This window comes from Aquamicrobium sp. YD-1-mutant5 (genome assembly GCF_059509755.1).
This window is the reverse complement of sequence record NZ_JCAKKP010000019.1, coordinates 1-24460: the sequence shown is the minus strand read 5'-3', so window position 1 is coordinate 24460 and position 24460 is coordinate 1. Positions and strand designations below refer to the sequence as shown.

Annotated in this window: 21 protein-coding genes and 1 pseudogene; 12 read left to right on the top strand and 10 right to left on the bottom strand. The window is 61.7% G+C overall.

What is annotated here, in order from left to right; genetic code table 11:
- The first annotated feature begins 76 nt into the window (after nt 1-76).
- From AC5XE7_RS18395 to AC5XE7_RS18370, 6 genes are read left to right on the top strand one after another with little or no spacing between them, the layout of a single operon-like run.
- Nucleotides 77-2071: a S9 family peptidase gene (locus AC5XE7_RS18395; protein ID WP_495367114.1), complete on the top strand. Its 1995-nt coding sequence runs from the start codon at nt 77-79 to the stop codon at nt 2069-2071.
- Nucleotides 2068-3318 (top strand): NAD(P)/FAD-dependent oxidoreductase, encoded by a 1251-nt coding sequence (locus AC5XE7_RS18390; RefSeq protein ID WP_495367113.1) that lies wholly within the window; start codon nt 2068-2070, stop codon nt 3316-3318. The genes AC5XE7_RS18395 and AC5XE7_RS18390 overlap by 4 nt, the downstream gene beginning before the upstream one ends.
- Before the next feature lie 27 nt (nt 3319-3345).
- Complete coding sequence (locus AC5XE7_RS18385) at nt 3346-4347, top strand: ABC transporter permease (protein ID WP_495367112.1); 1002 nt, start codon at nt 3346-3348, stop codon at nt 4345-4347.
- Entirely contained in the window at nt 4347-5171 is an 825-nt protein-coding gene (locus AC5XE7_RS18380; protein WP_495367158.1) for an ABC transporter permease, read from the top strand. The genes AC5XE7_RS18385 and AC5XE7_RS18380 overlap by 1 nt, the downstream gene beginning before the upstream one ends.
- Nucleotides 5164-6798, top strand: a complete 1635-nt coding sequence (locus AC5XE7_RS18375; RefSeq protein WP_495367111.1) for an ABC transporter ATP-binding protein — start codon at nt 5164-5166, stop codon at nt 6796-6798. Before AC5XE7_RS18380 ends, AC5XE7_RS18375 begins: the two co-directional genes overlap by 8 nt.
- A 12-nt stretch (nt 6799-6810) precedes the next feature.
- Nucleotides 6811-8379: an ABC transporter substrate-binding protein gene (locus AC5XE7_RS18370; RefSeq protein ID WP_495367110.1), complete on the top strand. Its 1569-nt coding sequence runs from the start codon at nt 6811-6813 to the stop codon at nt 8377-8379.
- Nucleotides 8380-8754: 375 nt separating this feature from the next.
- Here the strand turns inward: AC5XE7_RS18370 and AC5XE7_RS18365 are convergent, their stop codons facing one another.
- The 8 genes from AC5XE7_RS18365 to AC5XE7_RS18330 form a co-directional block, all read right to left on the bottom strand.
- A complete protein-coding gene (locus AC5XE7_RS18365) occupies nt 8755-9075 on the bottom strand; it encodes a 2Fe-2S iron-sulfur cluster-binding protein (RefSeq protein WP_495367109.1) in 321 nt (106 codons plus the stop codon).
- A 90-nt stretch (nt 9076-9165) separates the two neighbouring features.
- Nucleotides 9166-9864, bottom strand: a complete 699-nt coding sequence (locus tag AC5XE7_RS18360) for a TetR family transcriptional regulator C-terminal domain-containing protein (RefSeq protein ID WP_495367157.1) — start codon at nt 9862-9864, stop codon at nt 9166-9168.
- A 22-nt stretch (nt 9865-9886) separates the two neighbouring features.
- Nucleotides 9887-10897: an ABC transporter substrate-binding protein gene (locus AC5XE7_RS18355; RefSeq protein WP_495367108.1), complete on the bottom strand. Its 1011-nt coding sequence runs from the start codon at nt 10895-10897 to the stop codon at nt 9887-9889.
- 29 nt (nt 10898-10926) lie between these two features.
- The gene (locus tag AC5XE7_RS18350) at nt 10927-12309 is read right to left on the bottom strand and encodes an FAD-binding oxidoreductase (RefSeq protein ID WP_495367107.1); all 1383 of its coding nucleotides are present in this window, start codon (nt 12307-12309) and stop codon (nt 10927-10929) included.
- A complete protein-coding gene (locus AC5XE7_RS18345) occupies nt 12306-13559 on the bottom strand; it encodes an amidohydrolase family protein (protein ID WP_495367106.1) in 1254 nt (417 codons plus the stop codon). The genes AC5XE7_RS18350 and AC5XE7_RS18345 overlap by 4 nt, the downstream gene beginning before the upstream one ends.
- Nucleotides 13560-13561: 2 nt before the next feature.
- On the bottom strand, nt 13562-14395 hold the full coding sequence (locus AC5XE7_RS18340) for an ABC transporter permease (RefSeq protein ID WP_239801466.1): 834 nt from the start codon (nt 14393-14395) through the stop codon (nt 13562-13564).
- Nucleotides 14396-14405: 10 nt separating this feature from the next.
- Nucleotides 14406-15209 (bottom strand): ABC transporter ATP-binding protein, encoded by an 804-nt coding sequence (locus AC5XE7_RS18335; RefSeq protein ID WP_183832311.1) that lies wholly within the window; start codon nt 15207-15209, stop codon nt 14406-14408.
- Complete coding sequence (locus tag AC5XE7_RS18330) at nt 15206-16018, bottom strand: creatininase family protein (protein WP_495367105.1); 813 nt, start codon at nt 16016-16018, stop codon at nt 15206-15208. Before AC5XE7_RS18330 ends, AC5XE7_RS18335 begins: the two co-directional genes overlap by 4 nt.
- A gap of 298 nt (nt 16019-16316) precedes the next feature.
- Between AC5XE7_RS18330 and AC5XE7_RS18325 the strand changes: the two genes are divergently transcribed.
- The 6 genes from AC5XE7_RS18325 (at nt 16317) to AC5XE7_RS18300 (ending at nt 22223) form a co-directional block, all read left to right on the top strand.
- Nucleotides 16317-17549 (top strand): NAD(P)/FAD-dependent oxidoreductase, encoded by a 1233-nt coding sequence (locus AC5XE7_RS18325; RefSeq protein ID WP_495367104.1) that lies wholly within the window; start codon nt 16317-16319, stop codon nt 17547-17549.
- 63 nt (nt 17550-17612) lie between these two features.
- Nucleotides 17613-18608, top strand: coding sequence for a D-erythronate dehydrogenase (gene denD, locus AC5XE7_RS18320; RefSeq protein WP_495367103.1), 996 nt, complete (start codon nt 17613-17615; stop codon nt 18606-18608).
- 8 nt (nt 18609-18616) lie between these two features.
- Complete coding sequence (ltnD, locus tag AC5XE7_RS18315; RefSeq protein ID WP_495367156.1) at nt 18617-19543, top strand: L-threonate dehydrogenase; 927 nt, start codon at nt 18617-18619, stop codon at nt 19541-19543.
- A 2-nt stretch (nt 19544-19545) separates the two neighbouring features.
- Nucleotides 19546-20799, top strand: coding sequence for a 3-oxo-tetronate kinase (gene otnK / locus AC5XE7_RS18310; protein ID WP_495367102.1), 1254 nt, complete (start codon nt 19546-19548; stop codon nt 20797-20799).
- Nucleotides 20800-20802: 3 nt separating this feature from the next.
- Nucleotides 20803-21453 carry a 3-oxo-tetronate 4-phosphate decarboxylase gene (gene otnC, locus AC5XE7_RS18305; protein ID WP_495367101.1) on the top strand — a complete coding sequence of 217 codons (651 nt, stop codon included), beginning with the start codon at nt 20803-20805 and terminating at the stop codon, nt 21451-21453.
- A gap of 2 nt (nt 21454-21455) precedes the next feature.
- On the top strand, nt 21456-22223 hold the full coding sequence (locus tag AC5XE7_RS18300) for a hydroxypyruvate isomerase family protein (RefSeq protein WP_495367100.1): 768 nt from the start codon (nt 21456-21458) through the stop codon (nt 22221-22223).
- 31 nt (nt 22224-22254) lie between these two features.
- On the opposite strand, the gene AC5XE7_RS18295 is transcribed toward AC5XE7_RS18300, so the two are convergent.
- Together AC5XE7_RS18295 and AC5XE7_RS18290 are read right to left on the bottom strand one after the other, a co-directional pair.
- On the bottom strand, nt 22255-24288 hold the full coding sequence (locus AC5XE7_RS18295; protein WP_495367099.1) for a 3-hydroxyacyl-CoA dehydrogenase NAD-binding domain-containing protein: 2034 nt from the start codon (nt 24286-24288) through the stop codon (nt 22255-22257).
- 34 nt (nt 24289-24322) lie between these two features.
- Nucleotides 24323-24460 (bottom strand): annotated as a pseudogene (locus AC5XE7_RS18290) (3-oxoadipyl-CoA thiolase); the annotation flags it as partial.

The window sequence follows — 24460 nt, the reverse complement described above, 5'->3', positions numbered from 1 at the left end:
TCCCGGATGGCATTGTTGCCACGTCTGGTGGTGTTTTTTGTCCGTAGTCGATCAGGCAGGTCTTGGGAGGGGCCAGTTGAGTCAGGATTTCCGTTCAACAGCGCAGTTTCGTGCAGTGGTGGAGCTTTACGAGAAGCTCCACGCGCCTTCCGGCCACATATATAATGGGCACAGCCTGTGCGGGGCGGCGGACACCGGCGATTTTTATTTCATAGGCAATAGCTTTGACGATGGTTTTGAAAGCGGTGTTTCGGGCAGGCTATGCCGGGTTACTCGCGCCGGGGGCAAAGTTGAACGCATCAACGGGCATGAAACCCGGGTTTTGCGCCGCTCCGAAGCCAGCCGGTTGCTTGCAGTTGCCTGCGCACAGAGCGATGCGCCGGGCGACCGAATCGACATCCTTGCAGATGGCTGTATCCGACAGTCCGTCGCAATAGCAGGACGTATCGAAGCAATAGACTGGAACTCCGATGGCTCCGGTCTGTTGATTGTTGTCGCCGGCACTGGTGCAGATCTTGCCGGGATTCATGGCGGCTACACTCAACAGGCGAAAATTTCTGGTCCGGACTGGCTTCCCAGCGTGCGTTCCGATGAGGGCGGTGATCTGTGGCGCAGTGTCTGGATTTGGGATCTCGAGCATGAACCCCGCCAGCTGACCAGGCCGCCGCTCAATGTTTGGGAAGCCAGCTGGTGCGGTCCGGCTCAAATTGCCGCAGTCGCCAGCGATCATCACAGCGAGGGCAGCTGGTACACCTCAAAGCTGGTCATGATCGACGCCGCGACGGGGACGCCGGAGCGTCTGCACACGCCGCAGGACCAGCTCGGTGTGGTGCGTGGCTCCCCTGATGGCTCAAAGGTTGCGTTTATTCGCGCTTTTTGCAGCGATCGCGGCATTGTCTTTGGTGATCTTTGCCTGATCGACAAGGACGGAACAACGCCGCGGGTCATAGATACCCTTGGCGTGGATGTTACCTCCATCGAATGGCGTTCGCCTTCCGTGCTGCATCTTGCAGGATTGCGTGGACACGAAACCGTTGTGTTCGACCATCATCTGGCTGAGGGGGCGACTGAGGAATTTTGGGCATCCGGCGATGCTACACTTTCAGGCTGGCGGCCCGTTTCCGTCCCGGCTGGCGCGAAAAACGCCCTTTTCATTGTTGAGGCCTATCAACGTGCGCCTGTTCTGGCGGAACTGACGCCGGCCGGTCTTCGTGAAATCGCTTCGCTTGCGGCGCCGAACGCGGAAGTTGCCATGGCAGGTTGCGGTTCGATCAAGCCGTTCAGCTGGACCGCTCCGGACGGGCTGGAAATCGAAGGTTGGCTTATTCGCCCGGACAACGTCACCGATCCCACTCCGCTACTGGTTGATGTCCACGGCGGACCGGTGTCCGCTCACACAAACAAATGGATGGCGGGAATGCGCGCCGCTCCCTTGCTGGTCAGCCGGGGCTGGACTGTCTTCATGCCCAACCCGCGCGGCAGTACCGGGCGGGGGCATGTCTTCGCACGGGCCGTCAAAGGCGATATGGGCGGCGCCGACCTGCTTGATATTCTGGCGGGCATCGATGCTCTTGTCGCGCAAGGACTGGTGGATGACACCAGGGTCGCCATGACCGGCACCAGTTATGGCGGCTTCATGTCGGCATGGGCGCCGACACAGACGGAGCGTTTCGCGGCGGTGGCGGTTCTTTCCCCTGTTGGCAACTGGTACAGTCAGCACCGCACAACGCAGATTCCCGAATTCGACGCCATCATGCTCGAAGCAAGTCCCTGGGATGGCACCGGCGCGTATTTCGATCGCAGTCCGGCCCTGTTCCGGCACAGACGCCCGACGCCGGCACTGATCATGGCCGGGGGGATCGACCGCAGCACTCCGGCCAGTCAGGCCGAGGAATGCTACAATGCCGCCGTTGAATCCGGCTCCTGCGCCGAATTGGTTATCTATCCGAAAGCTGGCCACAGCATGCGCGTCTATCCCGAATATCTGGATAGCGCCGCCCGCATCCTATGCTGGCTCGAACGCCATGTGCATCCAGGCAAGGATGCGCTGAAAGAAGGAGAGACGCATTGACCGCAGAACGCAAGCACGTCGTCGTCGTGGGCGGAGGCATCATCGGAAGCTGTGCCGCTTATCACCTGTTGCAGGCTGGCTCCAAGGTCACCGTTCTGGAAGCCACTACCCTGGCTAAAGCGACCAGCGGCGCCGGGGCGGGCTTCGTTGCGCATTGGTCGGCCGGCATGATTCCCATGGGAGAAGAAGGCTATCACCTCCAGCAATACGGTATCGATTTCTATCGCAGCCTCAGCAATCTCGGTCAGGAGATCGGCTTTCGTCCGAACGGCACGCTGATCATGGCGTTGACGGAAGAGGGGCGCGAAACCTTCGTGCGCGGCGTTCTGGAATCGCCTTATGCGCCCAAGGAGATGCAGGATCTCACGGCGGAAGAGATCGGCGTCAAGATGCAGGGGCTTGTCGATCCTTCAAAGGTCCATTCGGCTGCCTACAATCCGCTTGGCATCCAGTTCGACACGTCGCTGGGTCTCAAGGTTCTGGCCGGTGAGATCGCCCGGCTGGGCGGCGATTATCGCGAAAAGACCATAGTTCTCGACATCCGGGACCATGCTGGAGGTGTCACGCTCGAAACGGACAAGGGCAGGATCGAGGCGGATGGCGTGGTGCTTGCCGCCGGTGCCTGGAATGGCGAGCTGGTCAAACGTTTCGACTGGCACCTGCCCATGCTGAAGGTGCTCGCCACTCGTGTGACCACGGATGGACGCGGCCTGCCTTCAACCATTCCCACAGTCCAGTGCCGCGAGCTCGGGCTGTGGCTGCGCGAAACCTTCGGTGCCATCATGTGGGGCACAGGCGGGCACTATCATCCCTACCATCGTCTGGATGAGGAATGGATCGCTCCTGGCCAGCCGAATGTCGAGAAGCTGATGCAGGACATGGTGGACGGGGATCTGGCGCGCCTGCAGGAAATTTTTCCGCCTCTGCGCGGCTCGAAAGTCGCTGCATGGGCGCAAGGCGTTCCCTGTTACACACCAGACCGCAATCTCTTCCTCGGTCCCGTGCCGGGCACCACCAATGTCGTTCTTGCCGGTGGCGACAACGAAAGCGGTGTTACCCATGGGCCGGGCCTCGGTCGCCTTGCCTGCGAACTCATTCTGGATCGCAAGACGATGGTCGATCCGAACCGCTTCCGCCTCGATCGTTTCAGCAAGGATCAGTTCCCGGCCGATGCGGATGTCGAGAAGGCGCTGCCTTCATGGTCCGCGAAAGCGAGTCATGCCTTTGGGGAGCACGCGAATGCCTGACCGCTGCATCGATGACAGCGGTGCCTCATGATGTCACCCTCACAACAGCCAGCCACAAGCTCTGCGGGCGCTTACGGCGCTCTGTTAAGGTTGCTTTCGAAACGCATCCTGCTGGGGTTGGGTCTGCTTGTCGCCGCGTCCATGCTGATCTACGGCGGTGTCGAGGCTCTTCCTGGTGATTTTGCCGAAACCTATCTCGGTAAAGAGGCAACACCGGAATCCGTGGCGGCGGTCCGTCTTGAGCTGGGGCTCGACCGCCCGCTCCCCCAGCGCTATTTCGAGTGGCTGAGCGGCATTGCCCATGGTGATTTCGGCATTTCCTGGTCGAACAGGAACTCGGTAGGCGAACAGATATGGAAGCGACTCGGCAACTCCATGTTGCTTGCCGGGGTTTCAGCGCTCATTGCCGTGCCGCTGGCGCTTGGGCTCGGCATGCTTGCGGTGCTTTATCGGGACCGGTTCACCGACAAGGCGATCAGCATTCTGTCGCTTGCGACGGTGTCGTTGCCGGAGTTTTTCATCGGCTATCTGATCATCCAGTTTTTCACCGTCCAGCTCGGTGTCGCGACGTTTCCGTCCACCGTTTATGAGGGCATGAGCCTTACGGAGCGCTTGTCTGCCATCGCATTGCCGGTCGTGACGCTGGTGGTCGCCGTGGTGGCGCACATGATGCGCATGACCCGCTCGGCCATTCTCAACGTGATGGCGTCGCCCTATATCGAAACTGCGGAGCTGAAAGGTCTGTCGGCGATACGCATTATCGCGCAGCACGCCGCTCCCAACGCCGTGGCACCGATCGTGACGGTCGTCGCGCTCAATCTCGCAGCCTTGATTGTCGGTGTGGTGGTGATCGAGGTTGTCTTCGTCTACCCCGGTATGGGGCAGTATATGGTCGATGCGGTTACCGTGCGCGACATGCCGGTGGTGCAGGGCTGCGGCTTGATCTTCGCGGCCATCTACATCCTGCTCAATCTTGGCGCCGATGTCATTTCGATGCTGGCCAATCCGCGTCTGAGGCACCCGCGATGATGAAGCTGGGAACCATGCCCCTGAGCGCTCGCATTGGAATGGCAGGCATTCTGATTGTGGTGTTCTGCGCCCTGTTTGCGCCCTGGGTTGCACCGTACGATCAGAGCACCATCGTTGGAAGCGTGTGGGAGCCGATGGGAGACACCACGCTTCTCGGCACGGACAGTCTGGGTCGCGACCTGCTCTCACGCCTCATCTACGGGGCCCGGGCGACATTTTTTGTGGCGTTGGCGGCGACAGCCTTGTCCTTCGCCATCGGCATGCTTTTGTCTTTCACCGCGGTGGTCAGCGGCGGGTTCATCGATCAGTTGCTGTCGCGCTTCAACGATCTGATGATGTCGGTCCCCGCACTGATCCTGGCTCTGGTCGTGCTGGCGGTGTTGCCGCAAAACATCTGGGTGCTCATCGTGGTGATGGCAGCAATCGATTCCACCCGTGTGTATCGGGTGGGCCGCGCCATAGCGCTCGATGTCTCGGTGATGGATTTCGTCGAAGCGGCATGGTTGCGCGGCGAGGGCAGGCTGTGGGTGATCTTTCGGGAAATTCTACCCAACACCCTGGCGCCGTTGCTGGGGGAATTCGGACTTCGTTTTGCGTATTCCATCCTGTTCCTCTCCACCCTTTCCTTTCTCGGGCTTGGCATCCAGCCACCGGTGGCGGATTGGGGAGGCATGGTGAAGGACAACAAAGATGGCATCATCTTTGGCGTTTCGGCAGCGCTGTTGCCCGGTGCGGCGATCGCCTTCCTCGTGATCTGCGTCAATCTCGTCGTGGACTGGCTGATCAATTCATCTGCAAGTCTGAAAGGCGCGCGCGATGCCTGATATGCTTGCTGTCCGGAACCTGCGCATTGAAGTACGGGCACGCCAAAACGATGGCTCACGCCAGAATATCGTTCTCGCAGACGACGTCTCTTTCACGCTCGCACAAGGCAAAGTCCTTGGTCTGATCGGTGAATCGGGAGCGGGAAAATCTACCCTTGGTCTTGCGGCGCTTGCCTACGGGCGTGGTGGAGTTCGTATCACAGGCGGTGATGTGGTGCTGGGCGAAACGGAGATCAGCCGCCTCGATCCCCGATCGGTGCGCGCCATTCGCGGAGCGCGGGTGGCCTATGTGGCGCAATCTGCGGCCGCCGCGTTCAACCCTGCTCACAAGATTGGCAGGCAGGTAATCGAAACCACTCTGCGTCATGGCGTGATGTCGCGGCAGGAGGCGACAGAACGCGCAATCTGGCTGTTCCGGGTCTTGGGACTGCCTTCGCCGGAGAGCTTTGGAAACCGGTATCCGCATCAGGTTTCCGGTGGACAGCTTCAGCGTGCCATGACGGCCATGGCGCTTTGCGCCCGGCCGGAACTCATCGTCTTCGACGAACCAACCACAGCTCTCGATGTCACCACCCAGATTGAAGTTCTGGCGGCCATCAAGCATGCCATCGCAGAAACGGGCACCGCAGCCCTCTATATCACCCACGACCTCGCGGTCGTAGCTCAGATAGCGGACGATATCCTCGTCCTGCGTCATGGCAAGATGGTCGAATATGGCACTGCCCGCCAGATCATCGAGGCGCCGCGTGAGAATTATACGAAGGCTCTGGTGGGTATCCGTCAGGAAATTCACCATGAGCCTCGCACCAGCGGTGAAGACCTGTTGCAGGTAGATGCGGTGACGGCCGACTATGGCAGTGTTGCAGTTCTCCGCGACATCTCATTATCGCTGCCACGTGCACACACGCTGGCCGTCGTCGGCGAATCCGGCTCAGGCAAATCCACGCTGGCGCGCGTCATCACGGGCCTGCTTCCACCCCGATCCGGGTCGGTCACCTTCAGGGGCGAGCGTCTTCCGGCATCGCTGAGGCAACGGTCGCTGGAGCGGTTGCGACGGATTCAGATGATCTACCAGATGGCCGATACGGCGATGAACCCGCGGCAGCAGGTCGGCGACATCATAGGCCGCCCACTTACGCTCTATTCCGGCCTGCGGGGCCGGGCGCGAATGAGCCGGGTCATCGAATTGCTGGAGCAGATCGAGCTGGGGTCGCAATTCTTGGATCGCTATCCGGCAGAGCTGTCCGGCGGTCAGAAGCAGCGCGTGGCCATTGCCCGCGCTCTTGCCGCCGAGCCTGAGCTCATTCTGTGCGACGAGCCGACCTCAGCGCTGGATCCTCTGGTCGCGGACGGCATTCTCAAACTCCTGATGCAACTGCAAGCGCAGACGGGTGTCTCGTATCTTTTCATCACGCATGATCTCGCGATCGTCCGTGCCATCGCCGACAGCGTCGCTGTCATGCATCACGGACGCCTGGTCCGCTATGGCGACAAGGAGACCGTGCTCGCGCCGCCTTACGACGCCTACACAGAGAAGCTTCTGAGCTCGGTCCCCGAGATGAAAATCGGCTGGCTGGAACGCACACTTGAGCAGCGCGGTCTCACATCGCCTGCGTCTGAAATCTGAACAACAGAGGGAATGGAAATGACCGGGTCATCCTTGATCGACATAACTGCCAGCCGTCGCGATTTTCTCAGAGGCACCGTTGCTACAGGATTGATGCTGGGCGGCCTTTCCGGTGTCGCACGGGCGCAGTCCGCGACACCCAAGAAAGGCGGCACCCTCAAGGTAGGCATCGAAGGGGCTGCCACCACCGACACACTCAACCCCGCAACGGTGATCGGCGCTTTTGCATTCCTGCTGGTGCGCACCATCGGAGACACCCTCGTCACAAGTGAGCCTGCGACCGGCAAGGCGCTGCCCGGCATTGCCTCCAGCTGGGAAGCAAGCAATCAGTTCAAGGACTGGGTATTCAAAATCCGTCAGGATATCACCTTCCACAACGGGAAGAAGCTGACGACTGAGGATTGCGCCCAGACCATCCGACGCCATATGCGGGAGGATTCAGGGTCCGGAGCGCGGGGGATGATCGCGTCGATCGAGACCGTTGAAGCAAATGGCGATGACCTTATCGTCAAGCTCTCCGAGAGCAATGTCGACCTGCCGCTGGTTTTCACCATGCATCTTCTGATGATCCAGCCAAATGGCGGCATGGACAACCCCGCCGACGGTGTTGGAACCGGTCCCTATAAGCTGGTGAGCTTCGAGCCCGGCGTACGTGCGGTATTCGAGAAGAACCAGAACGACTGGCAGGATCGCGGTTATGTCGACAGCATCGAGATGATCGCCATGAACGACGCCACCGCCCGCATCGCAGCTATTTCCGCTGGTAGGGTTCACTTTATCAATGCGGTCAGCCCCAACACGGTTGGGCTCCTGAAGCGGGCGAAGAATGTTGAAATCCTCAACGCGCCGAGCCGGGGGCACTACACGCTGCCAATGCTGGTCGATACGCCTCCCTTCGACAATAATGATCTGCGGCTGGCGCTGAAATACGCTATCGACCGGGAAGCCGTTCTGCAAACGACCCTGGGCGGTTACGGAACCATCGGTAACGATTTCCCGATCAACGCCACCTATCCGAATTTCCCTGCCGACATCGAACAGCGCAGCTACGATCCGGACAAGGCTGCTTTCCATTTCAAGAAATCCGGCCACGATGGGCCGATCGTCCTGCGTACTTCCGACGGAACCTTCCCGGGCGCTGTGGACGCTGCGACGCTGTATCAGGAAACCGCGAAGAAAGCCGGCATACAGATCGAAGTCAAGCGCGAGCCGGCCGATGGGTACTGGAACAACATCTGGCGCAAGGTGCCGTTCTGCATGTCCTATTATGGCAGCCGCCTGACGCAGGATTTGATGTATGCGACCGAATGTCTGTCGGATTCACCTGCCAACGAGACCAATTTCAGGCGCCCGGACTTCGACAAGCTGATCAAGGAAGCAAGGGTCATCGAGGATGACGCCAAGCGGACCGAGCTGTATCATGCAGCTGCAATGATGGTTCGCGATGAGGGCGGTTCCATCATCCCGGTGTTCAACAACAACATCAATGCCCAGCTTTCTACCCTGAAAGGCTATGAGGAAGATGTCGGCAACGACATGTCGAATGGCTTGCTGTGCTCACGCGTATGGCTGGATGCCTGATACTGCATTCAGATGTTAATCTGGATGGATAGTCCCGCGGCGAACGTCACCGTTTTCCCCGGGGCTATCAGGCATCGAGAGTTCAGGTTTGATGCTTTGAAGAGGTATGGGAGTTCAGCTACGCTGAGCATGGGGGTAGGCTGAGCATCTTCATGCTGCCCTTTCGGTCGAAGAGCGAGGGCGTGGCGGTGCGTTCAGCCTATGAGGGCAGCCATCAGTAAGTATCCTGAATCACAAGATATACTCAGGCTCGTGCCCATGCGGTTGATGGTGAATTTTGGCGTGGGCCTGGTCTGATATCAGGGCCGGCACCTGACTTGGGCCGGCCTTTCATGATTTCAGTTTGCGGAAAGAGCGAACCCGTAGTTCGGCTCTTTATCCCTGACGCTCCGGGATCCGTACGATCAGTCCATCGAGTGCGTCGGTCACCCTCAGCTGGCAGGAAAGCCGCGAATTGGCCGATGGTTCCCAGGCGAAGTCGAGCATGTCGGTTTCCATGCCATCGGCTTCGCCGACCGCTTCCATGAATTCCGGCTCAATGTACACGTGGCAGGTTGCGCAAGCGCAAGCGCCCCCACATTCTGCCTCGATGCCGGGAATGCCGGCCCGAACGGCTGCTTCCATGACGGTGGACCCGTTTTCCGCATCCAGCTCGAAGCGCTGGTCGTCGTGGGTCACATAGATGATGCGTGCCATGGCTGTTGGTCTCTCGGATGCTGTCTGATGCGGCCGCGACTGTTTATGCTGTCGCTGCCTGTTTGTGCTGACTGGTGGGAAGCTGAAGCGCTATTCGAGCCCCAGCGCGCGCAGGAAAAGGGAGGCGACCTCTTTCTCGACCTGCTCGTAGTCAGGCTCCTCGCCATCACCCAGATGCATCATGTTGCGAACCTGAACTTCAAAATCCGCATAATGCTGGGTAACGGCCCAGATGTGCATCTGGAACAGCAGCGGATCGACCGCTCTGACCAGTCCCTGATCGACCCAGGACTGTATCAGCTTGACCGCCTCTTTCGTTGAAGCCTGATAAGGTGCCCAGTGGCGACCCAGTACCGGCGCGCCATTCGCTATCTCGGTGGTAAAGAGGCGCGAGGCTTTGGGGTGTCTGCGTCCATATTCGAGCTTTTTATGCACATAGGCCCGGATGACATCTGCAGGCGTGTCGCCGGTGGAGGCGCTGAGAAACAGCTCCTGCCACTCGTCGAGGATATAAACCAGTATGTCCTCATACAGCTCCTCTTTGCTGGAGATGTAGTAGTGCAGCTGCGGTTTGGTCAGCCCGGCACGCTGGGCAATAGCTTGCGTGGAAGCCCCGATGAGTCCCTTGCTGGCAAACTCATCTATCGCCGCATCGCGGATGGCGGCAAGGATCATGCGCCGGCGCTCAAGGACCTTGTCCCTGGCGCTCGACATCTGCGGTTCCGGATTTTCAGCCTTTTGCTGCGTCATTGCCTGTGCACGAAGGTGATGGGCAGAAAGGCCGCCCATCACTCCATTTTCCGTTCTCTGTTTATGGGGTGAGCTGCTTCTTCACGTCGAGCCCGACGCCCTTGTTGACAAAGGCGTCAGTCGCAACCTTTGAAATATCGACCTTACCATCCTCGACGATACCAGATTTGACTGCAAGGTCGTAAAACTGCTTCACGCGGTCAAGTGAGATCGCGCCGATGCCCTTTTCCAGCGTATCGCCGCTGTCGATCATCTCCAGCTTCTTCAGCATCTCGATCTCGCTATCCAGCGTCTCGGTGCTCATGTCGGGATTGTCTTTAAGGATCAGCTCATAGGTCTTGCTGCGGTCGCCATAGAGGAAATTGTTCCAGCCAATGATGCTCGCATCCACGAAGCGCTGAACGAGATCCGGATTGTTCTGGACCAGATCGAGGCGCGTTTCGATGGTGTTGGCGTAGGTGCTGTAGCCGTAGTCGGCCAGCAGATAGGTGGTGACCTTCGCGCCTTCCTTCTGTGCATAGAGCGGCTCGGCGGTGGCATAGGCCTGCTGAACCATCCTGGGGTCGCTCAGGAACTGGGCGAGGCTGTAGCCATAGGGCCGGATCTGCTCGTCCTTGAATCCGAAATCGTTGACCAGCCAGCGCCAGAAACCGTACTGGGTGTCCTTTGCCATCAGCACCGACGGTGCATTGGTCAGATCCTGAAAGTCCTTGTAGGCGCCTTCATGCGCCATCAGCGCCTGCGGGTCCTTCTGGTAGAAGGAAGCGATGACGGTTGTCGGAATATCGTTGGCCGTGTTGTGGAAGGACAAGAGCAGATTTCCCGTCAGCAGGAAATCCAGCCGGCCGGCGGCCAGCATCGGGCGGTTGTTGACCTGCGGGCCACCCATTTCGATGGTGACGTCGAGGCCATGCTTCTCATAAGTGCCGTCGGCCACCGCCTGATAGAAACCGCCATGGCCGGCCTGAGCCAGCCAGTTGGTGCCGAGTGTAACCTTGTCCAGCGCCAGAGCAAATTGCGTGGACACCACAAGTGTTGCGGCGGTCATCGCCACTTTGAGCATGTTTTTCATCAGAACTGTACTCCCATTGGTTCTTCGGTTCAGTCTGCGGCGGCCATGTCGGCCGTCCAGCCACGGGTCTTGCCGGGATTGAGCAGGCCAAAGGGATCGGCCTGCTTCTTGAATTCGATCTGCATGGTGTCGATCTCTTTCATCCCGCCATCTTCGATCGTGAAGGCGTGCGGATCGTAGATGTCGCAGCCGTCCTTCTCCTCCAGCTCCCGGATGACGCGGTAGGTATCGTCTCGATCCTTGTAACGAACCAGGGGCAGGCCGAAGATCTGTATTTCGCCTTCCAGCCGCGCCATCTCATGATGCATGTACTGGTCGTCGCCATAGCGCTCCATCTGACGCAGAACCACATCCGGGTCGAAGGGGCGCGGATAGGCGACCTGAAGATAGGTCCAGCCTTCCTCGGCCTTCAGCGCCTGCAGGGTGGTGTGGTTCCAGCCGCATTCGTAAGCGGGCTGCAATCCCTTTGCGTGAAGCGCGTCCTGTGTCATGCCGAAAGAAACCTGGCCACCGAACGACGCCACCAGTTCGGCAAAGCGTGCCTGCTCTTCGGGTGCGATCATCGCGAACACCGCATCGCGGTCGGCCGGGAACAGATCTCCGAACTTGGTGTAGAAGCGCGAGAAGCGGCGATCCACCGTGGTCAGCAGATAGCAGTCCAGCTTGTCGTCCAGCGCCTTCAGGCAGAAACGCAGCGTGGCGTCGTAGCTCTCGAAGAGGGCTGCGGTGTGAATCCAGTCGGTCGCTTTCGTCAGGCCGATCTCCAGCTCCATGACGATGCCGTTGGTGCCATAGGCATGCTGCACCTTCTGGATGTCGTGGCCATGCAGTTCGATGATTTTCGGCTCCGGCTCCACCGTCATCACCTTCACCGAATAGATGTTGCCATCGTCGCGCAGCATGCCGTGGCGCAGCGAGCCGATGCCGCCCGAGCCGCCGGTGAAGAAGCCGCCGATGGTGGCGATGCGACGCGTCGACGGATACATGAGAAGCTCCTGTCCCGTTTCGCGCACGGCATCGTCCAGCCGCGAGATGCGCGCGCCGGCCTGCACGCGCACGCGGCCCGGCTCGATCGAAAGCACCTTGTCGATCTTGGTCATGTCGAGAATGATGCCGCCTTCCAGCGGCACGCACTGGCCGTAATTGCCGGTGCCGCCACCGCGAATGGTGATCGGGATGCGCAGTTTCGCGGCCGCTGCCGCCACCCGGCGCACCTGATCCTCATCGGCCGGGATGACGACGAGGTCACCTACAAAATGGCCGATATCTTCGCTGAGGATGGGGCTGTACCAGAAATAATCGCGCGAACGCAGTTCAACCTGCTTCGGATCGTCGTAGACACGGATGCCATCGATCTCGCTGCGGAAGGCGGCCCAGTCATAGGCGCGCACGGGCTTGGTCGCGACGTTCATGCGTTTCTCCAATCGTTGTTTGCTGCCAGCAGTGGCGCACCGCTGCGATAGACAATGCGTTCGCTCCGGGGACGGGTGATGAGGTCGCCCATATCGGTTGCGCCATGCCAGACGAAGTCGGCCTGCATGCCCTTTTCGATGGGCCCCGAGGCATTGCTTGCGCACCAGCGCGCGGGCAGTGAGGTTATGCTGTCCAGCCACGCATCCGGTTCCAGATGCGCGGATGGCACCGCCAGTCTCAGAACGGAAAGCGGGTCGTAATCTCCGTACGGATAGAAGGCGTCGCCGACATTGTCGGAGGCGATCATCACCTCCATGCCCGCCGCGCGCGCCTCCTTCAGTGGGGCAAGGCCGCGCAGGCGTGGCGTGCGGCCGGTGCCGCGATCCTGCAGGTAAAGGTTCGTGGTTGGCAGAACCACGAGCCCCACGCCAGCGCGCGCACCTGCCGCCAGTATTCGTTCCAGCTCGTCCGGCGCACGCAGCGACAGGGAGCAGGCATGGCCGCACAGCACGCGTCCGGCCATGCCGAAATGCGACGCGGCATCGATGATGAGCGACAGTCCGTCGGCTTCCGGCTCCAGTCCTTCATCGACATGAAAATCGAGGGTGAGATCATGGCGCACGGCAAGGCTGAACATGGTTTCAACCCTGCTCGCCAGATCCGGGTTGCGGTAGAAGAAGGCACCGAACACGCCCCCGTCGGCCGCCACGCGCGCGGCGATGGCGCTTCCGGCTTCCGGCACGATATCTCCCAGAACGAGAGCCGCCGGCTGCAGATCGACACGGCCTTTCCATTCTTCGCGCAGCTCGCAAAGCACGGGCCATGCCACCGGCAGGTCCGGCGTCACCCAGTCGACATGGCTGCGCACAGCACCGACACCATGCGCGAAGGCTGCTTCCAGCGCGCGGCCTGCCCGCGCACGGATATCGGCGGCCGTCCAGTTCGGCCTGTCCTCCTCCATCAGGGCGATGGCATCGAACAGGGACTGAATCGGAGCCGGATTTCCGGCTTTGATCCTTTGGATGGTGTGGGTCTTATCGAGATGCACATGCACATCGGCCAGCAGCGGCGTCACGAAGCCGCTGCAAGCCTTCCCGGCATCGTCGGGGTTTGCGGGAACGACATCGGCGACAAAGCCATTTTGCACCACGATATCGTGGCGCCCGGAAAGCCCGGCCACGCCCACGCCCGACAGGCGCAAAGTCCCGTCCGGCGCGGCTGTGTGTGGAATGTCGTGCCCTTTGGTCACGCTCAGGTCTCCCGGCGGATTTCGCTTTCGTGCCAGCGACCAAGCACGAGGCGCGACAGCCAGCTCGTGGCGAGGAAGATCACGATGCCGAGAACCGAAACGAGGAACAGGGCCGCAAACATGCGCGGGATCTCGTTGCGGAAGCTGGATTCCAGAATACGCGAGGCGAGACCCGTGTTCTGGCCGGCAGTGCCCGCGACGAACTCGGCCACAACGGCCCCGATCAGCGCCAGACCGCCGGCGATCTTCAGCGCCGCCATGAAGTAGGGCAGGGCGCTGGGCGCCAGCAGGAAGCGCAGGCGCTGCAGCGGAGTCGCCCGATAGAGCTTGAACAGATCGCGCAGATTGTGGTCGGCGCTGCGCAGGCCGATCACCGTGTTCGACAGGATCGGGAAGAAGGCGACGATCCAGGCGCAGATGAGCAGGGCGGTGAAGGTGTCGCGCACATAGATGAGGATCAGCGGCGCAATCGCCACCACCGGCGTGACCTGAAGGATCACCGCGAAGGGGAAAAAGCTCATCTCCACCGTGCGGGAGAGGGCGAAGATCATGCCCAGCAGCACGCCGCCGGCAATGGCGCAGGCAAGCGAAAGCATGGTCAGCTTCACCGTGAACATCATCGAACTCATCAGCGAAGACCAGTCCTTCACCAGCGTTTGCGCGATCAGCGATGGTGCGGGGATGACGTAGTGAGGAACCTCATAGTAGCGGACCAGCCCTTCCCACACGAGAAGGGCGATCACGATCGCCATCGTCGGCATGATGACCGCCTGGCGGCGCTCGATGCGGGCGCGGCGATTTTGTTCGGAATTGAGTACTGGCGTCTCGGTTGTCATGGCGAGGGCCTCAATGGTTGATGTCGTCATTTCCGAGCGTCTGATTGAGCGCGTCGGAAACGATTTCACAGCTTTCGGTATATTCGCGGGTGGTGCGGAAATTATCCGCACGGGGATAGCTTCCCGGAATAGCGATATCGGCGACGACGCGCCCCGGTCGGGCAGCCATCACCACGACGCGGTTGGACAGATAGACCGACTCATAAACGCTGTGGGTCACGAAGATCACGGTCAGCCCATGTTCCTGCCACAGGCGCAGAACGTCGTTGTTGAGCTTGAAGCGGGTCATTTCGTCGAGCGCTGCGAAGGGCTCGTCCATCAGCAGCAGACGGGGCTTGGTGACGATGGCGCGCGCAATCGAGACACGCATCTTCATGCCGCCCGAAAGCTCGCGCGGATAGGCTTTCGCAAACTTGCTCAGGCCCACCTGCGCCAGAACTTCCTCGACACGCGGCGTTGCTTGTGCACGTGACATGCCGCCAAGCCGCAGCGGCAGGTAGACATTGTCGAACACGGATGCCCACGGCATGAGTGTCGGCTCCTGAAACACGAAGGCGACATCCTGCGGGCCGGTGCCGCTGCCCGGCGCATGGCCATTCACTGTGATTGAGCCGGCGGACACTTCCGACAGGCCTGCAATCATGCGCAGGGCGGTGCTCTTGCCACAGCCCGACGGCCCAAGGAAGCTGACGAACTGCCCGTCCTCGATGGAGAGCGACATGTCGCGGACAGCCACCACCCCCGTACCATATTGCTTGTAGACGTTCCTGATTTCGATCAGTGGCTGCGAACCTGTCGTAGCTGCTGCGCTCATTGCGTGTCCTCACCCCAGGCCGGGTTGTTGTCGAGCCAGGTCAAAGGCGCGCGCTCCACCTCGGCGAGCACTTCGACGAGACGGTCGGCTGCATAATCGATGGTCTGGCGACCTTTTTCGGTCGTCGCGGCGGCGGCGTTGCCGGCAGCTCCGAAGGGGTTGATGTCATGCATCTGCCAGCCGGGCTTCGCGCCCGACAGCGCGATGTGACGATATTCGTTTTCGAAGGTTTCGGTGAGAGCCGAAAAATTCTGCGCCTTGTCCATCACCACCAGATCGGGGTGCATGGCAAGCATCACCGACGTCTCCATGTCGCCGGCATGAATGCCATGCAGCGTTTCATGCTCGTCATAGAGGCCATCCGGCAGGCCGTGCCCAAACCAGTTGACCGAAAATACCATCATGCCATGGCGCTGGCGCAGTTCGCGCGCAACGATATCCATGATGCTGATCTGCCCGCCATGGCTGTTGAGCAGCACCATCTTGCGAACGCCGCTGGCGGCAACGCAGGCACCGATCTCGCACCACATTGAAATAAGCGTCTGGGCGGAGAAGGTCAGCGTGCCGGGATACCGAGCGTGCTCATTGCTTTTGCCAATCGGCTGCGTGGGCAGAAAAAGCGCCCGGCTCGTTTCCGGCAGCCGCTCCACAATGGCTGCCACCATGCCGCTGACGATCGCGGAATCCACTGACAAAGGCAGATGCGGCCCATGTTGCTCCGTCGCGCCAACGGGCAGAACCGCGACGATACCGCCACGATCGAGCCGGGAAAATTCCTCGCTCGTGTAATCCGACCAATATCTTTTCAAAATCAGAATTCCTCCCTCATGCTCCGCGCAGCTTCGCTACGAGAAAGCGCGGAGCAGCTTCAGATGCCGGCGCGCCTCCACGTCGCCACCAAAGCTGTTCTCCATCCCTGACGCAGCTGGCTTTCTCCCTGCTCCCAAGGGGCCGAAGCTGCATCCTGAGCGATACTACTAAACGATCTGATCGATCGGTCAAACTAATTGTTTAAATTCTCCCGGGAATATGCAACCAAATGTCCCGCGGCCCTTCGAGGGAGCGAAGCGCGCAGTTCGTGCGGTGGGCCGTCAGTGGAGGATGTCGATGGTTGAAAGATGCATCATCGTGGGTGCCGGGCATGGCGGCTCGCAGGCCGCGGTCAGCCTGCGTCAGGAAGGATATTCCGGCGAGATTGTGCTGGTCAGCGATGAAAAAGACCTGCCGTATCACCGCCCGCCTCTGTCAAAATCCTACCTGAAGACCCCCGATGCGGAAGGGCTGGTGCTGCGCACGGAGGCTGTCTATCGCGACAATGCCGTAGAGCTGGAACTCGGCATACGTGCCGAACGGATCGATACGAGCGGGAAGCGGCTGGTTCTGGCTGGTGGGCGCGAGCTGGAATTCTCCGACCTCGTTCTGGCAACGGGTGCGCGGGCGAGAATGCCCGGGCTTCCCGGCATGGATCTCGATGGCGTCGTCACGCTGCGCACCATGGAAGACGCCCGCCGCATTCGTGCGGCGATGCCCCGGGTCGAGAATGTGGTGATTGTCGGCGGCGGTTTCATCGGCATGGAAATGGCGCATAGCTGCATCGGTCTCGGCAAGTCTGTCACGCTCATCGAGGCTGCGCCGCGGGTGCTTGTGCGTTCGGTCGCGCCGGTCGTTTCCGCCCATGTCGAGCAGCGCAGCCTATCTGTCGGCATCGACCTGATCACCGGCGCGCAGCTTGCCGCCATCCACGGCGAAAACGGGCGCGTTGCCGCCGTTTCCACCGCAGACGGCCGTCGTTTCGATGCAGGCATGGTTGTGATGGGGATTGGCGCGGTGCCCAATGTGGAACTGGCCGCCGACGCGGGACTTGAAATCGCCAACGGCATCGTCGTCGATCCGAACCTGCGCAGCTCCGCAGCGAACATCCACGCCATCGGCGATTGCGTCAGCTTCGATCACCATCAGCTGGGAACGCGGGTCCGTCTGGAATCGGTGCAGAACGCAACCGACCATGCGCGACATGTCGCGCTGGCCCTCACCGGGCGCGCACGTCCCTATGCCGAAGTTGCATGGTTCTGGTCCGATCAGGGCGACATGAAGCTTCAAACCGCCGGGCTGTCAGCCGGTGCAGACAGTTGCATCGTATCGGGCGATCCCGAAGCCAACGCCTTTTCCGTCTATCATTTCTGCGGTCAAAAACTGGTCGCCGTCGATTCCATCAACCGGCCGGCAGATCATATGATCGCGCGCCGGCTTCTTGCAGCCGGCATCAGCCCCACGGCAACGGATATCGCGGAAGGCCCCCAACGCCTCAAGCAAATGGCCAGCCCCGCCAGGGCAGGCTGAGCCTTACACATCTTCCGCGGCTGCCGTGCCAGTCGCGGAAACCTCATTCGGAGTTCTGTGCAAATGCTTCACTGCCTTATCATCGGCGCGGCCGGCATGCTCGGCGACGGGCTCGCAAAGCGCCTCGTGAAGGATGGCCAAATCGGCGGCCGCAAGGTCGGTCGGATGACGCTGTTCGACATCGTTCCTGCCAATACGCCTTCAGCTGAAGAGATTGGTGTGACGATCGAGACGGGCGATATTTCATTGCCGGAAACGGCGACGTATCTCATCGCGTCCCGTCCCGACGTGATCTTCCATCTGGCGGCCATAGTATCGGGCGAGGCGGAGCGGGATTTCGAGAAAGGCTATCGCATCAATCTGGACGGCACCCGCCATCTGTTCGAGGCGATCCGCAAAGCGCATGAGGCGGATGGCTATTGCCCGCGCGTGGTCTTCACCTCCTCGCTTGCCGTGTTCGGCTCGCCTTTACCCGATGTGATTGGCGACGACTACATTATCACCCCGCGCTCCAGCTATGGTACCCAGAAGGCCATCGGCGAACTGCTTCTGGCCGACTACAGCCGGCGCGGTTTTCTCGACGGCATCGGCATCCGCCTGCCCACCATCTGCATTCGCCCCGGCAAGCCGAATGCGGCAGCTTCAGGCTTCTTCTCCGGTATCCTGCGCGAGCCGCTGGCGGGTCTGCCTGCAACCTTGCCCGTCGACACCTCCGTGCGTCACTGGTTCGCCAGCCCGCGCGCGGCGATCGGCTTCATGGCCCATGCCGCGGCAGTCAGCAGCGAGTTGCTTGCCGAGCGCCGTAACATGACGATGCCCGGTGTTTCGGCAACGGTGGCCGATGAGATCGAGGCGCTGCGCAACACCGCCGGTGAGGCCGCAGTGGCCCTCATCCGCCACGAGAAAGATCCGGCCATCGAGGCGATCATCTCCACATGGCCGCAGGCATTCGATGCCAGTCAGGCGCTCAGGCTCGGCTTCGAGGCGGACGAGTCATTCGAAGCCATCGTGCGCGCCTATCTTGAGGACTATGCACCGGCTGTGGAGCACGCATCGTGAACGCAGCAGTGCAGGACAACACCGTCAGCGGAAGAAATTTTCTCCTGATAGGCCTTGGTGCAATGGGCTACGGCATGGGCCGTTCGCTGCTGCGCGCCGGCCTTTGCGTGGATGGCTTCGACCTGAATGCAGAAACGCAGGCACGCTTCCGCACCGAGGCAGGGCTTGACCGCACGCTGGTGGAGGCCGCAGGCGCAGCGGACGGTGCGATCCTCGTCGTGGTCAATGACGCACAGACACACGAGGCCTTGTTCGGCACGAATAGCCTTGCCGAAAAGCTGAAGCCGGGTGCAGTGGTGATCAGCTGCGCCACCATCGATCCGCAGCGAGCCATTGCTTTCGAGCAGCAGCTTGCAGAAAAGGGCATTCTCTATCTTGATGCTCCGATCTCCGGTGGTTCGGCACGCGCCGCGCAGGGCAAGCTCTCGATCATGGCATCCGGCAGGCCCGAGGCTTTCGCAAAAGCCCAGCCCGCGCTGGATGCCATGGCCGAGACCCTATTCCGGCTGGGCGACAAGGCCGGGCCCGGCTCGGCAATGAAGAGCGTCAACCAGCTTCTGGCCGGCATTCATATCGCGGCCACCGCGGAAGCCTTTGCCTTCGGCATCGCGCAGGGGCTGGATGCGGACCAGATCATGCAGGTCATTCCCGCCTGCGCGGGCTCCTCATGGATGTTCCAGAACCGTGGTCCCTACATTGCCGATGGCGACTACAGGCCGCATTCGGCGGTCGATATCTTCGTCAAGGATCTGGGCATCGTCACCGATGCGGCTTCCGGTGCGAAGCTCGACCTGCCGGTTTCACAGGCCGCGCTTGAGCGCTACCGTGCTGCTTCCGCCGCGGGCATTGGACGCGAAGGGGATGTGGCGCTGGTCAAGCTCTACGCCGCCCAAAGCGGCATCGACCTGCCGCCGAAACGCTACGAGGACAAGTAAACATGCTGCTGGGCTGCATAGGTGACGACTTCACCGGCTCTTCCGATCTGGCCAACACGCTGGTCAAAAGCGGCATGGCCACGACGCAATATTGCGGCGTGCCGCAGGGCAGGGCCGATGCCGGCGTGGAAGCTGGGGTCGTGGCGCTGAAGACGCGCAGCATTGCGCCCGGCCAGGCTGTCGCGCAGTCGCTTGCGGCGCTGGACTGGCTGCGTGAGCAGGGCTGCCGCCAGTTTTTCTTCAAATATTGCTCGACCTTCGATTCCACGCCGCAGGGCAATATCGGCCCCGTGGCAGAGGCGCTGGTGAAGGCGCTGGGCGCGGAAAAGGTGATCGTCTGCCCGGCTTTCCCGGCCACCGGCCGCACCATCTATCAGGGCCATCTGTTCGTGGGCGACCGGTTGCTCAGCGAATCCGGGATGGAAGCGCATCCGCTCACCCCGATGACCGACCCGGACATTCGCCGCTGGCTTCAGCACCAGACCGCGCTGCCGGTCGGCCATGTCGGCTTCAGCGATGTGCTGCGCGGCGCGGCGGCCATCGGGGGAGCGCTCACCCGCCAGCAGGCGCAGGGCCACACGCTGGTTGTCGTCGATGCGGTGCAGGAAGAGGATCTGTTCGCCATCGGTGAAGCGGCTGCGGATCTTCCGCTGATCACAGGAGGCTCAGGTGTCGCCCTTGGCCTGCCGGAAAATTTCCGCCGCAAGGGGCTGATCGGCAACCGCGACGTTCAGTGGAAGGCGATTGAAGGACCGGGTGCCGTGCTTTCCGGCTCCTGCTCGCGCGCCACGCGGGCGCAGGTCGCGCATTACCGTGCCGGCCACCCTTCTCTGGAAATCAAGGCAGATGCCCTCATGTCCGGCGACATGACCCTTGCTGCCGCAGCCGCATGGCTCCAGCAGAACCTCGACGGCGCGCCGCTGGTGTTTTCCTCAGCCGATCCGGAGGAGGTTGGCCGCGCTCAGAAACGTTACGGAACCGAAGAGCTTGCGGGCCGCATCGAAGCCTTCTTTGCCGGTCTGGCGGCACAGGCGCGCGCGCTTGGCGTGAAACGGCTGGTCTCCGCCGGCGGCGAAACATCCGGCGCGGTGGTGCAGGGCCTTGCCTGCGAGGCCTTGCATGTTGGCCCCGAGATCGATCCCGGCGTGCCCATGCTGCGCCTTGGCGACGAGGATTTCGGCCTTGCCCTCAAGTCTGGTAATTTCGGCTCGGAGGATTTCTTCTCCAAGGCGCTGGCCATGCTGGAAGGGAGATAAGGGGTGAGCGAAGAGGCGCGTCTGCGTGAAACAATCTGCGCCATGGCGCGGTCGATCTTCGATCGCGGCCTGACAGGCGGCGCATCCGGCAATGTATCGGCGCGTCTGTCAGATGGCCGGTTGCTCGTCACGCCAACGGGGTCATCGCTGGGCACACTCGACCCCGGCCGCCTTTCGCTGCTCGACATGCAAGGCCGCCTGATTTCCGGCGATGCACCGACCAAGGAAATGCCGCTTCATTCGGCCTTCTACGAAACGCGCGGGGCAAAATCTGGCGCCATCGTGCATCTGCATTCCACCCATTCGGTGGCGCTTTCGATGCTGCCGGAAACCGATCCCGACAACGTTCTGCCGCCGCTGACGCCCTATTCGGTGATGCGGCTCGGCAAAGTGAAGCTGCTGCCCTATTTCCGGCCCGGCGATGCGGCCATCGGCGAGGCGATCCGTGGCCTTGCCGGCAAGCGCAGCGCCGTGCTTCTGGCCAATCATGGGCCGGTGGTTGCCGCCAAGGATCTGGAAGCAGCACTTTACGCCATGGAAGAGCTTGAGGAGACCGCACGCCTCGCCCTGCTGACGCGCGGCATGTCGCCCAGAATGCTGACGCCCGCGCAGGTGCGCGACATCGTTGATCATTTCAATATCGAGTGGGAATAATCATGAGCCTGTCCTTTTCAGCCAATCTCGGCTTCCTGTGGACGGAGCTGTCGCTGCCGGATGCGGTGCGCGCCGCAAAACGTGCCGGGTTCAGCGCGGTGGAACTGCACTGGCCTTATGCGACGGATGCTGCGGACCTGAAGCAGGCGCTGGCCGAAACCGACCTGCCGGTGCTTGGGCTCAACACATCGCGCGGCAATCTGGAAAACGGCGATTTCGGATTGTCCGCATTGCCGGGCCGCAAGCAGGATGCTCGTGTCGCCATAGATCAGGCACTGGCTTATTCTGCGGAAATAGGCGCGACCGCTGTCCACGTGATGGCTGGCAAGACCGCTGCGCCGGAAGCACGCGAAACCTTCATCGCCAATCTGCGTTACGCCGCCGACAAGGCTGCACATTCAGGCATCACGATCCTGATCGAGCCGATCAACCAGCACGATGCGCCGGGCTATTTCCTCAGCGACAATGCAACGGCTTCCGTCCTCATCGCAGAGGCCGGCCGCGACAACATCCGCATCATGTTCGACTGCTATCATGTCGGCCGCTCGGGAAAGCCGGTGCTGGAAGAGTTCGAGGCTCACAAGCACAATATCGGCCATGTCCAGTTCGCCGCCGTTCCGGATCGCGGCGAACCGGACTCAGGCGAGGTCGATTTTGCCACTATTCTGCCGAAGCTGGCGGAGGGTGGTTATCGCGGTCACTTCGGCGCCGAATACCAGCCGCGCGGTACGACCGAAGCAGGGCTTGGCTGGCTGGCGGCCTGGCGCTGAAAGCGTTGCGGAATCCTGATCGCCGCGAAGATTATCCGATCATCTCCGGCAACCGTTGGAACGGCTGGAGGGAGGCATCGCCGGTCTGTGTGGCGTGATCCTGCAGGCGCTGTGCGATAGTTGCGGCGCCGATCTGTGCGCCGTGGTGCATGGGGCCGCCCAGCCCGCGCGGCCAGCCATAGCCGTGCAGCCAGATGACGTCGATGTCGGAGGCGCGTTCCGCGATGCCCTCGGCCAGAATGCGCGCGCCCTCGTCGATCATCGGATAGACCAGGCGCTCCAGAACCTCCTGATCGTCCAGCACACGCCGCACCACCCCTTCGCGCGCCGAAACCTCTTCCATCAGCCGTAGCGTTGCGGGATCTTCCTCGCCCTGGCGTGCGCCTTGCGGATAGGCGTAGTAGCCGGCCCCGGTCTTCTGGCCGAAGCGGCCGGCTTCGCACAGCGCATCGGCTATCGGGGCACGGCGGCAGGTGGCCTTGCGCATGCGCCAGCTGATGTCGAGGCCCGCCATGTCGCCCATGGCGCAGGCGCCCATGCGGAAGCCGAAGCGGGTCAGCACGGCATCGATCTGCGCTGGCGTGGCACCTTCCAGCAGTATGCGGTCGACCTGTTGCGAACGCCTTGCCAGCATGCGGTTGCCGACGAAGCCGTGGCACACGCCCACCACCACCGGCAGCTTGCCGATGGCGCGCGCAGCAGCCAGTGTCTGCGCCAGCACTTCGGCGGCGGTCTCGCCGGTGCGCACCACCTCGACCAGCCTCATGACATTGGCCGGGCTGAAGAAGTGCATGCCCACCACCTGCTCAGGGCGTGAGGTGAAGCCGGCGATCTCGCCGACATCCAGATAGGAGGTGTTGGTGGCCAGCACCGCGTCCGGCTTCGCAATGGCGTCGAGCTGCCCGAAAATATCGCGCTTGACGCCCATCTCCTCGAAAGCGGCCTCGATGACGAGGTCGGCGTCGGCAGCGTGAGCAAGGCCGGCCCTGAAGGCGATGTTGGCCATGCGCCTTGTCTTGTCCTCAGCGCTCAGGTTGCCGCGTCTGACGGAGATGTCGTAGGTGGAACCGACGCGCTGTTCGGCCCGTGCGGCACCGGCCTCGTCGGTCTCGATCAGGGTGACGGGAAAGCCTGCATTGGCAAACGACATGGCGATGCCGCTGCCCATGGTGCCGCCACCGATGACGGCCACTGTTCTGACAGGCTTCTGCGGTCTGACGGGAATGCCGTCGACATGGGCGCTGCGACGCTCGGCGAGGAAGGCATGGCGCAGAGCCGCCGAGCGCACACCCTGCCGCAGCTTCTGGAAGGCCGCCTGTTCCGCGCGGCAGGCAGAGACAAAATCCACGCCAAAGCTGTTGCGGATGCTGGCGACGATGGCCGCGATCTCATCGGCCTGTCCGTGCTTCTTCAAAAGGGCCGTTGCGGCTTCCTCGAAGGCTGCCTGTTCTGCGACAGGCACGGCTTTGTCGCTGAGGCGGCGCCTGCCTTCGGCGGCAAGGTCCCGCGCCATGGCTGCGGCCTGGCTCAGCAGTTCCGCATCGCCGACAATGCGGTCGGCTATGCCGGAGGCAAGGGCGGCTTCGGCCTTGCGGGGCTCACCGCCGGCGATCATCTCCAGCGCGGCCACCGGGCCGATCAGGCGCGGCATTCTCTGGGTGCCGCCGGCGCCCGGCATCAGGCCGAGTTTGACTTCCGGCAGGCCGAAGCTGGCGGCGGGGGTGGCGATGCGGGCATCGCAGGCCAGCGCCAGTTCGCAGCCGCCGCCCAGCGCCGCACCAGCAATAGCGGCCACGACCGGCTTCGACAGCCTATCCATGAAGGACAGCAGGTCGGGCAGCAACGGCGCCTGGGGCGGCTGGCCGAACTCGGTGATGTCGGCGCCCGCGCAAAACACCTTGCCCGCCGCTGTCAGCACCACGGCCTGAATGGCATCATCGGTCTCAGCCCGTGCAAACGTCTCCTGAAGGGCAACACGCACCCCATGCGAAAGTGCGTTAACAGGCGCATGTTCAAGACGAACCAGAAGAACGTCGTGGAGCACGTCTGTGGTTACAAATGTCATTGCGATCCTGCCTTTCACGCCCGATCCTGTCACCTCAGACGGCCTCGACGGCGATGGCGATGCCCTGCCCGACGCCGATGCACATGGTGGCGAGCGCCAGCCTGTCGCCGCGCAGCTTCAGTTCCAGTGCCGCCGTGCCGGTGATGCGCGCGCCAGACATGCCAAGCGGATG

Coding starts and splice junctions, on each gene's coding strand:
- AC5XE7_RS18340 (WP_239801466.1), bottom strand. CDS start 14,395: ATGACAACCGAGACGCCAGTACTCAATTCCGAACAAAATCGCCGCGCC.
- AC5XE7_RS18380 (WP_495367158.1), top strand. CDS start 4,347: ATGAAGCTGGGAACCATGCCCCTGAGCGCTCGCATTGGAATGGCAGGC.
- AC5XE7_RS18360 (WP_495367157.1), bottom strand. CDS start 9,864: ATGGGCGGCCTTTCTGCCCATCACCTTCGTGCACAGGCAATGACGCAG.
- AC5XE7_RS18300 (WP_495367100.1), top strand. CDS start 21,456: ATGAGCCTGTCCTTTTCAGCCAATCTCGGCTTCCTGTGGACGGAGCTG.
- otnK (WP_495367102.1), top strand. CDS start 19,546: ATGCTGCTGGGCTGCATAGGTGACGACTTCACCGGCTCTTCCGATCTG.
- AC5XE7_RS18365 (WP_495367109.1), bottom strand. CDS start 9,075: ATGGCACGCATCATCTATGTGACCCACGACGACCAGCGCTTCGAGCTG.
- denD (WP_495367103.1), top strand. CDS start 17,613: ATGCTTCACTGCCTTATCATCGGCGCGGCCGGCATGCTCGGCGACGGG.
- AC5XE7_RS18335 (WP_183832311.1), bottom strand. CDS start 15,209: ATGAGCGCAGCAGCTACGACAGGTTCGCAGCCACTGATCGAAATCAGG.
- AC5XE7_RS18325 (WP_495367104.1), top strand. CDS start 16,317: ATGGTTGAAAGATGCATCATCGTGGGTGCCGGGCATGGCGGCTCGCAG.
- AC5XE7_RS18370 (WP_495367110.1), top strand. CDS start 6,811: ATGGAAATGACCGGGTCATCCTTGATCGACATAACTGCCAGCCGTCGC.
- AC5XE7_RS18375 (WP_495367111.1), top strand. CDS start 5,164: ATGCCTGATATGCTTGCTGTCCGGAACCTGCGCATTGAAGTACGGGCA.
- AC5XE7_RS18350 (WP_495367107.1), bottom strand. CDS start 12,309: ATGAACGTCGCGACCAAGCCCGTGCGCGCCTATGACTGGGCCGCCTTC.
- AC5XE7_RS18355 (WP_495367108.1), bottom strand. CDS start 10,897: ATGAAAAACATGCTCAAAGTGGCGATGACCGCCGCAACACTTGTGGTG.
- AC5XE7_RS18295 (WP_495367099.1), bottom strand. CDS start 24,288: ATGACATTTGTAACCACAGACGTGCTCCACGACGTTCTTCTGGTTCGT.
- AC5XE7_RS18385 (WP_495367112.1), top strand. CDS start 3,346: ATGATGTCACCCTCACAACAGCCAGCCACAAGCTCTGCGGGCGCTTAC.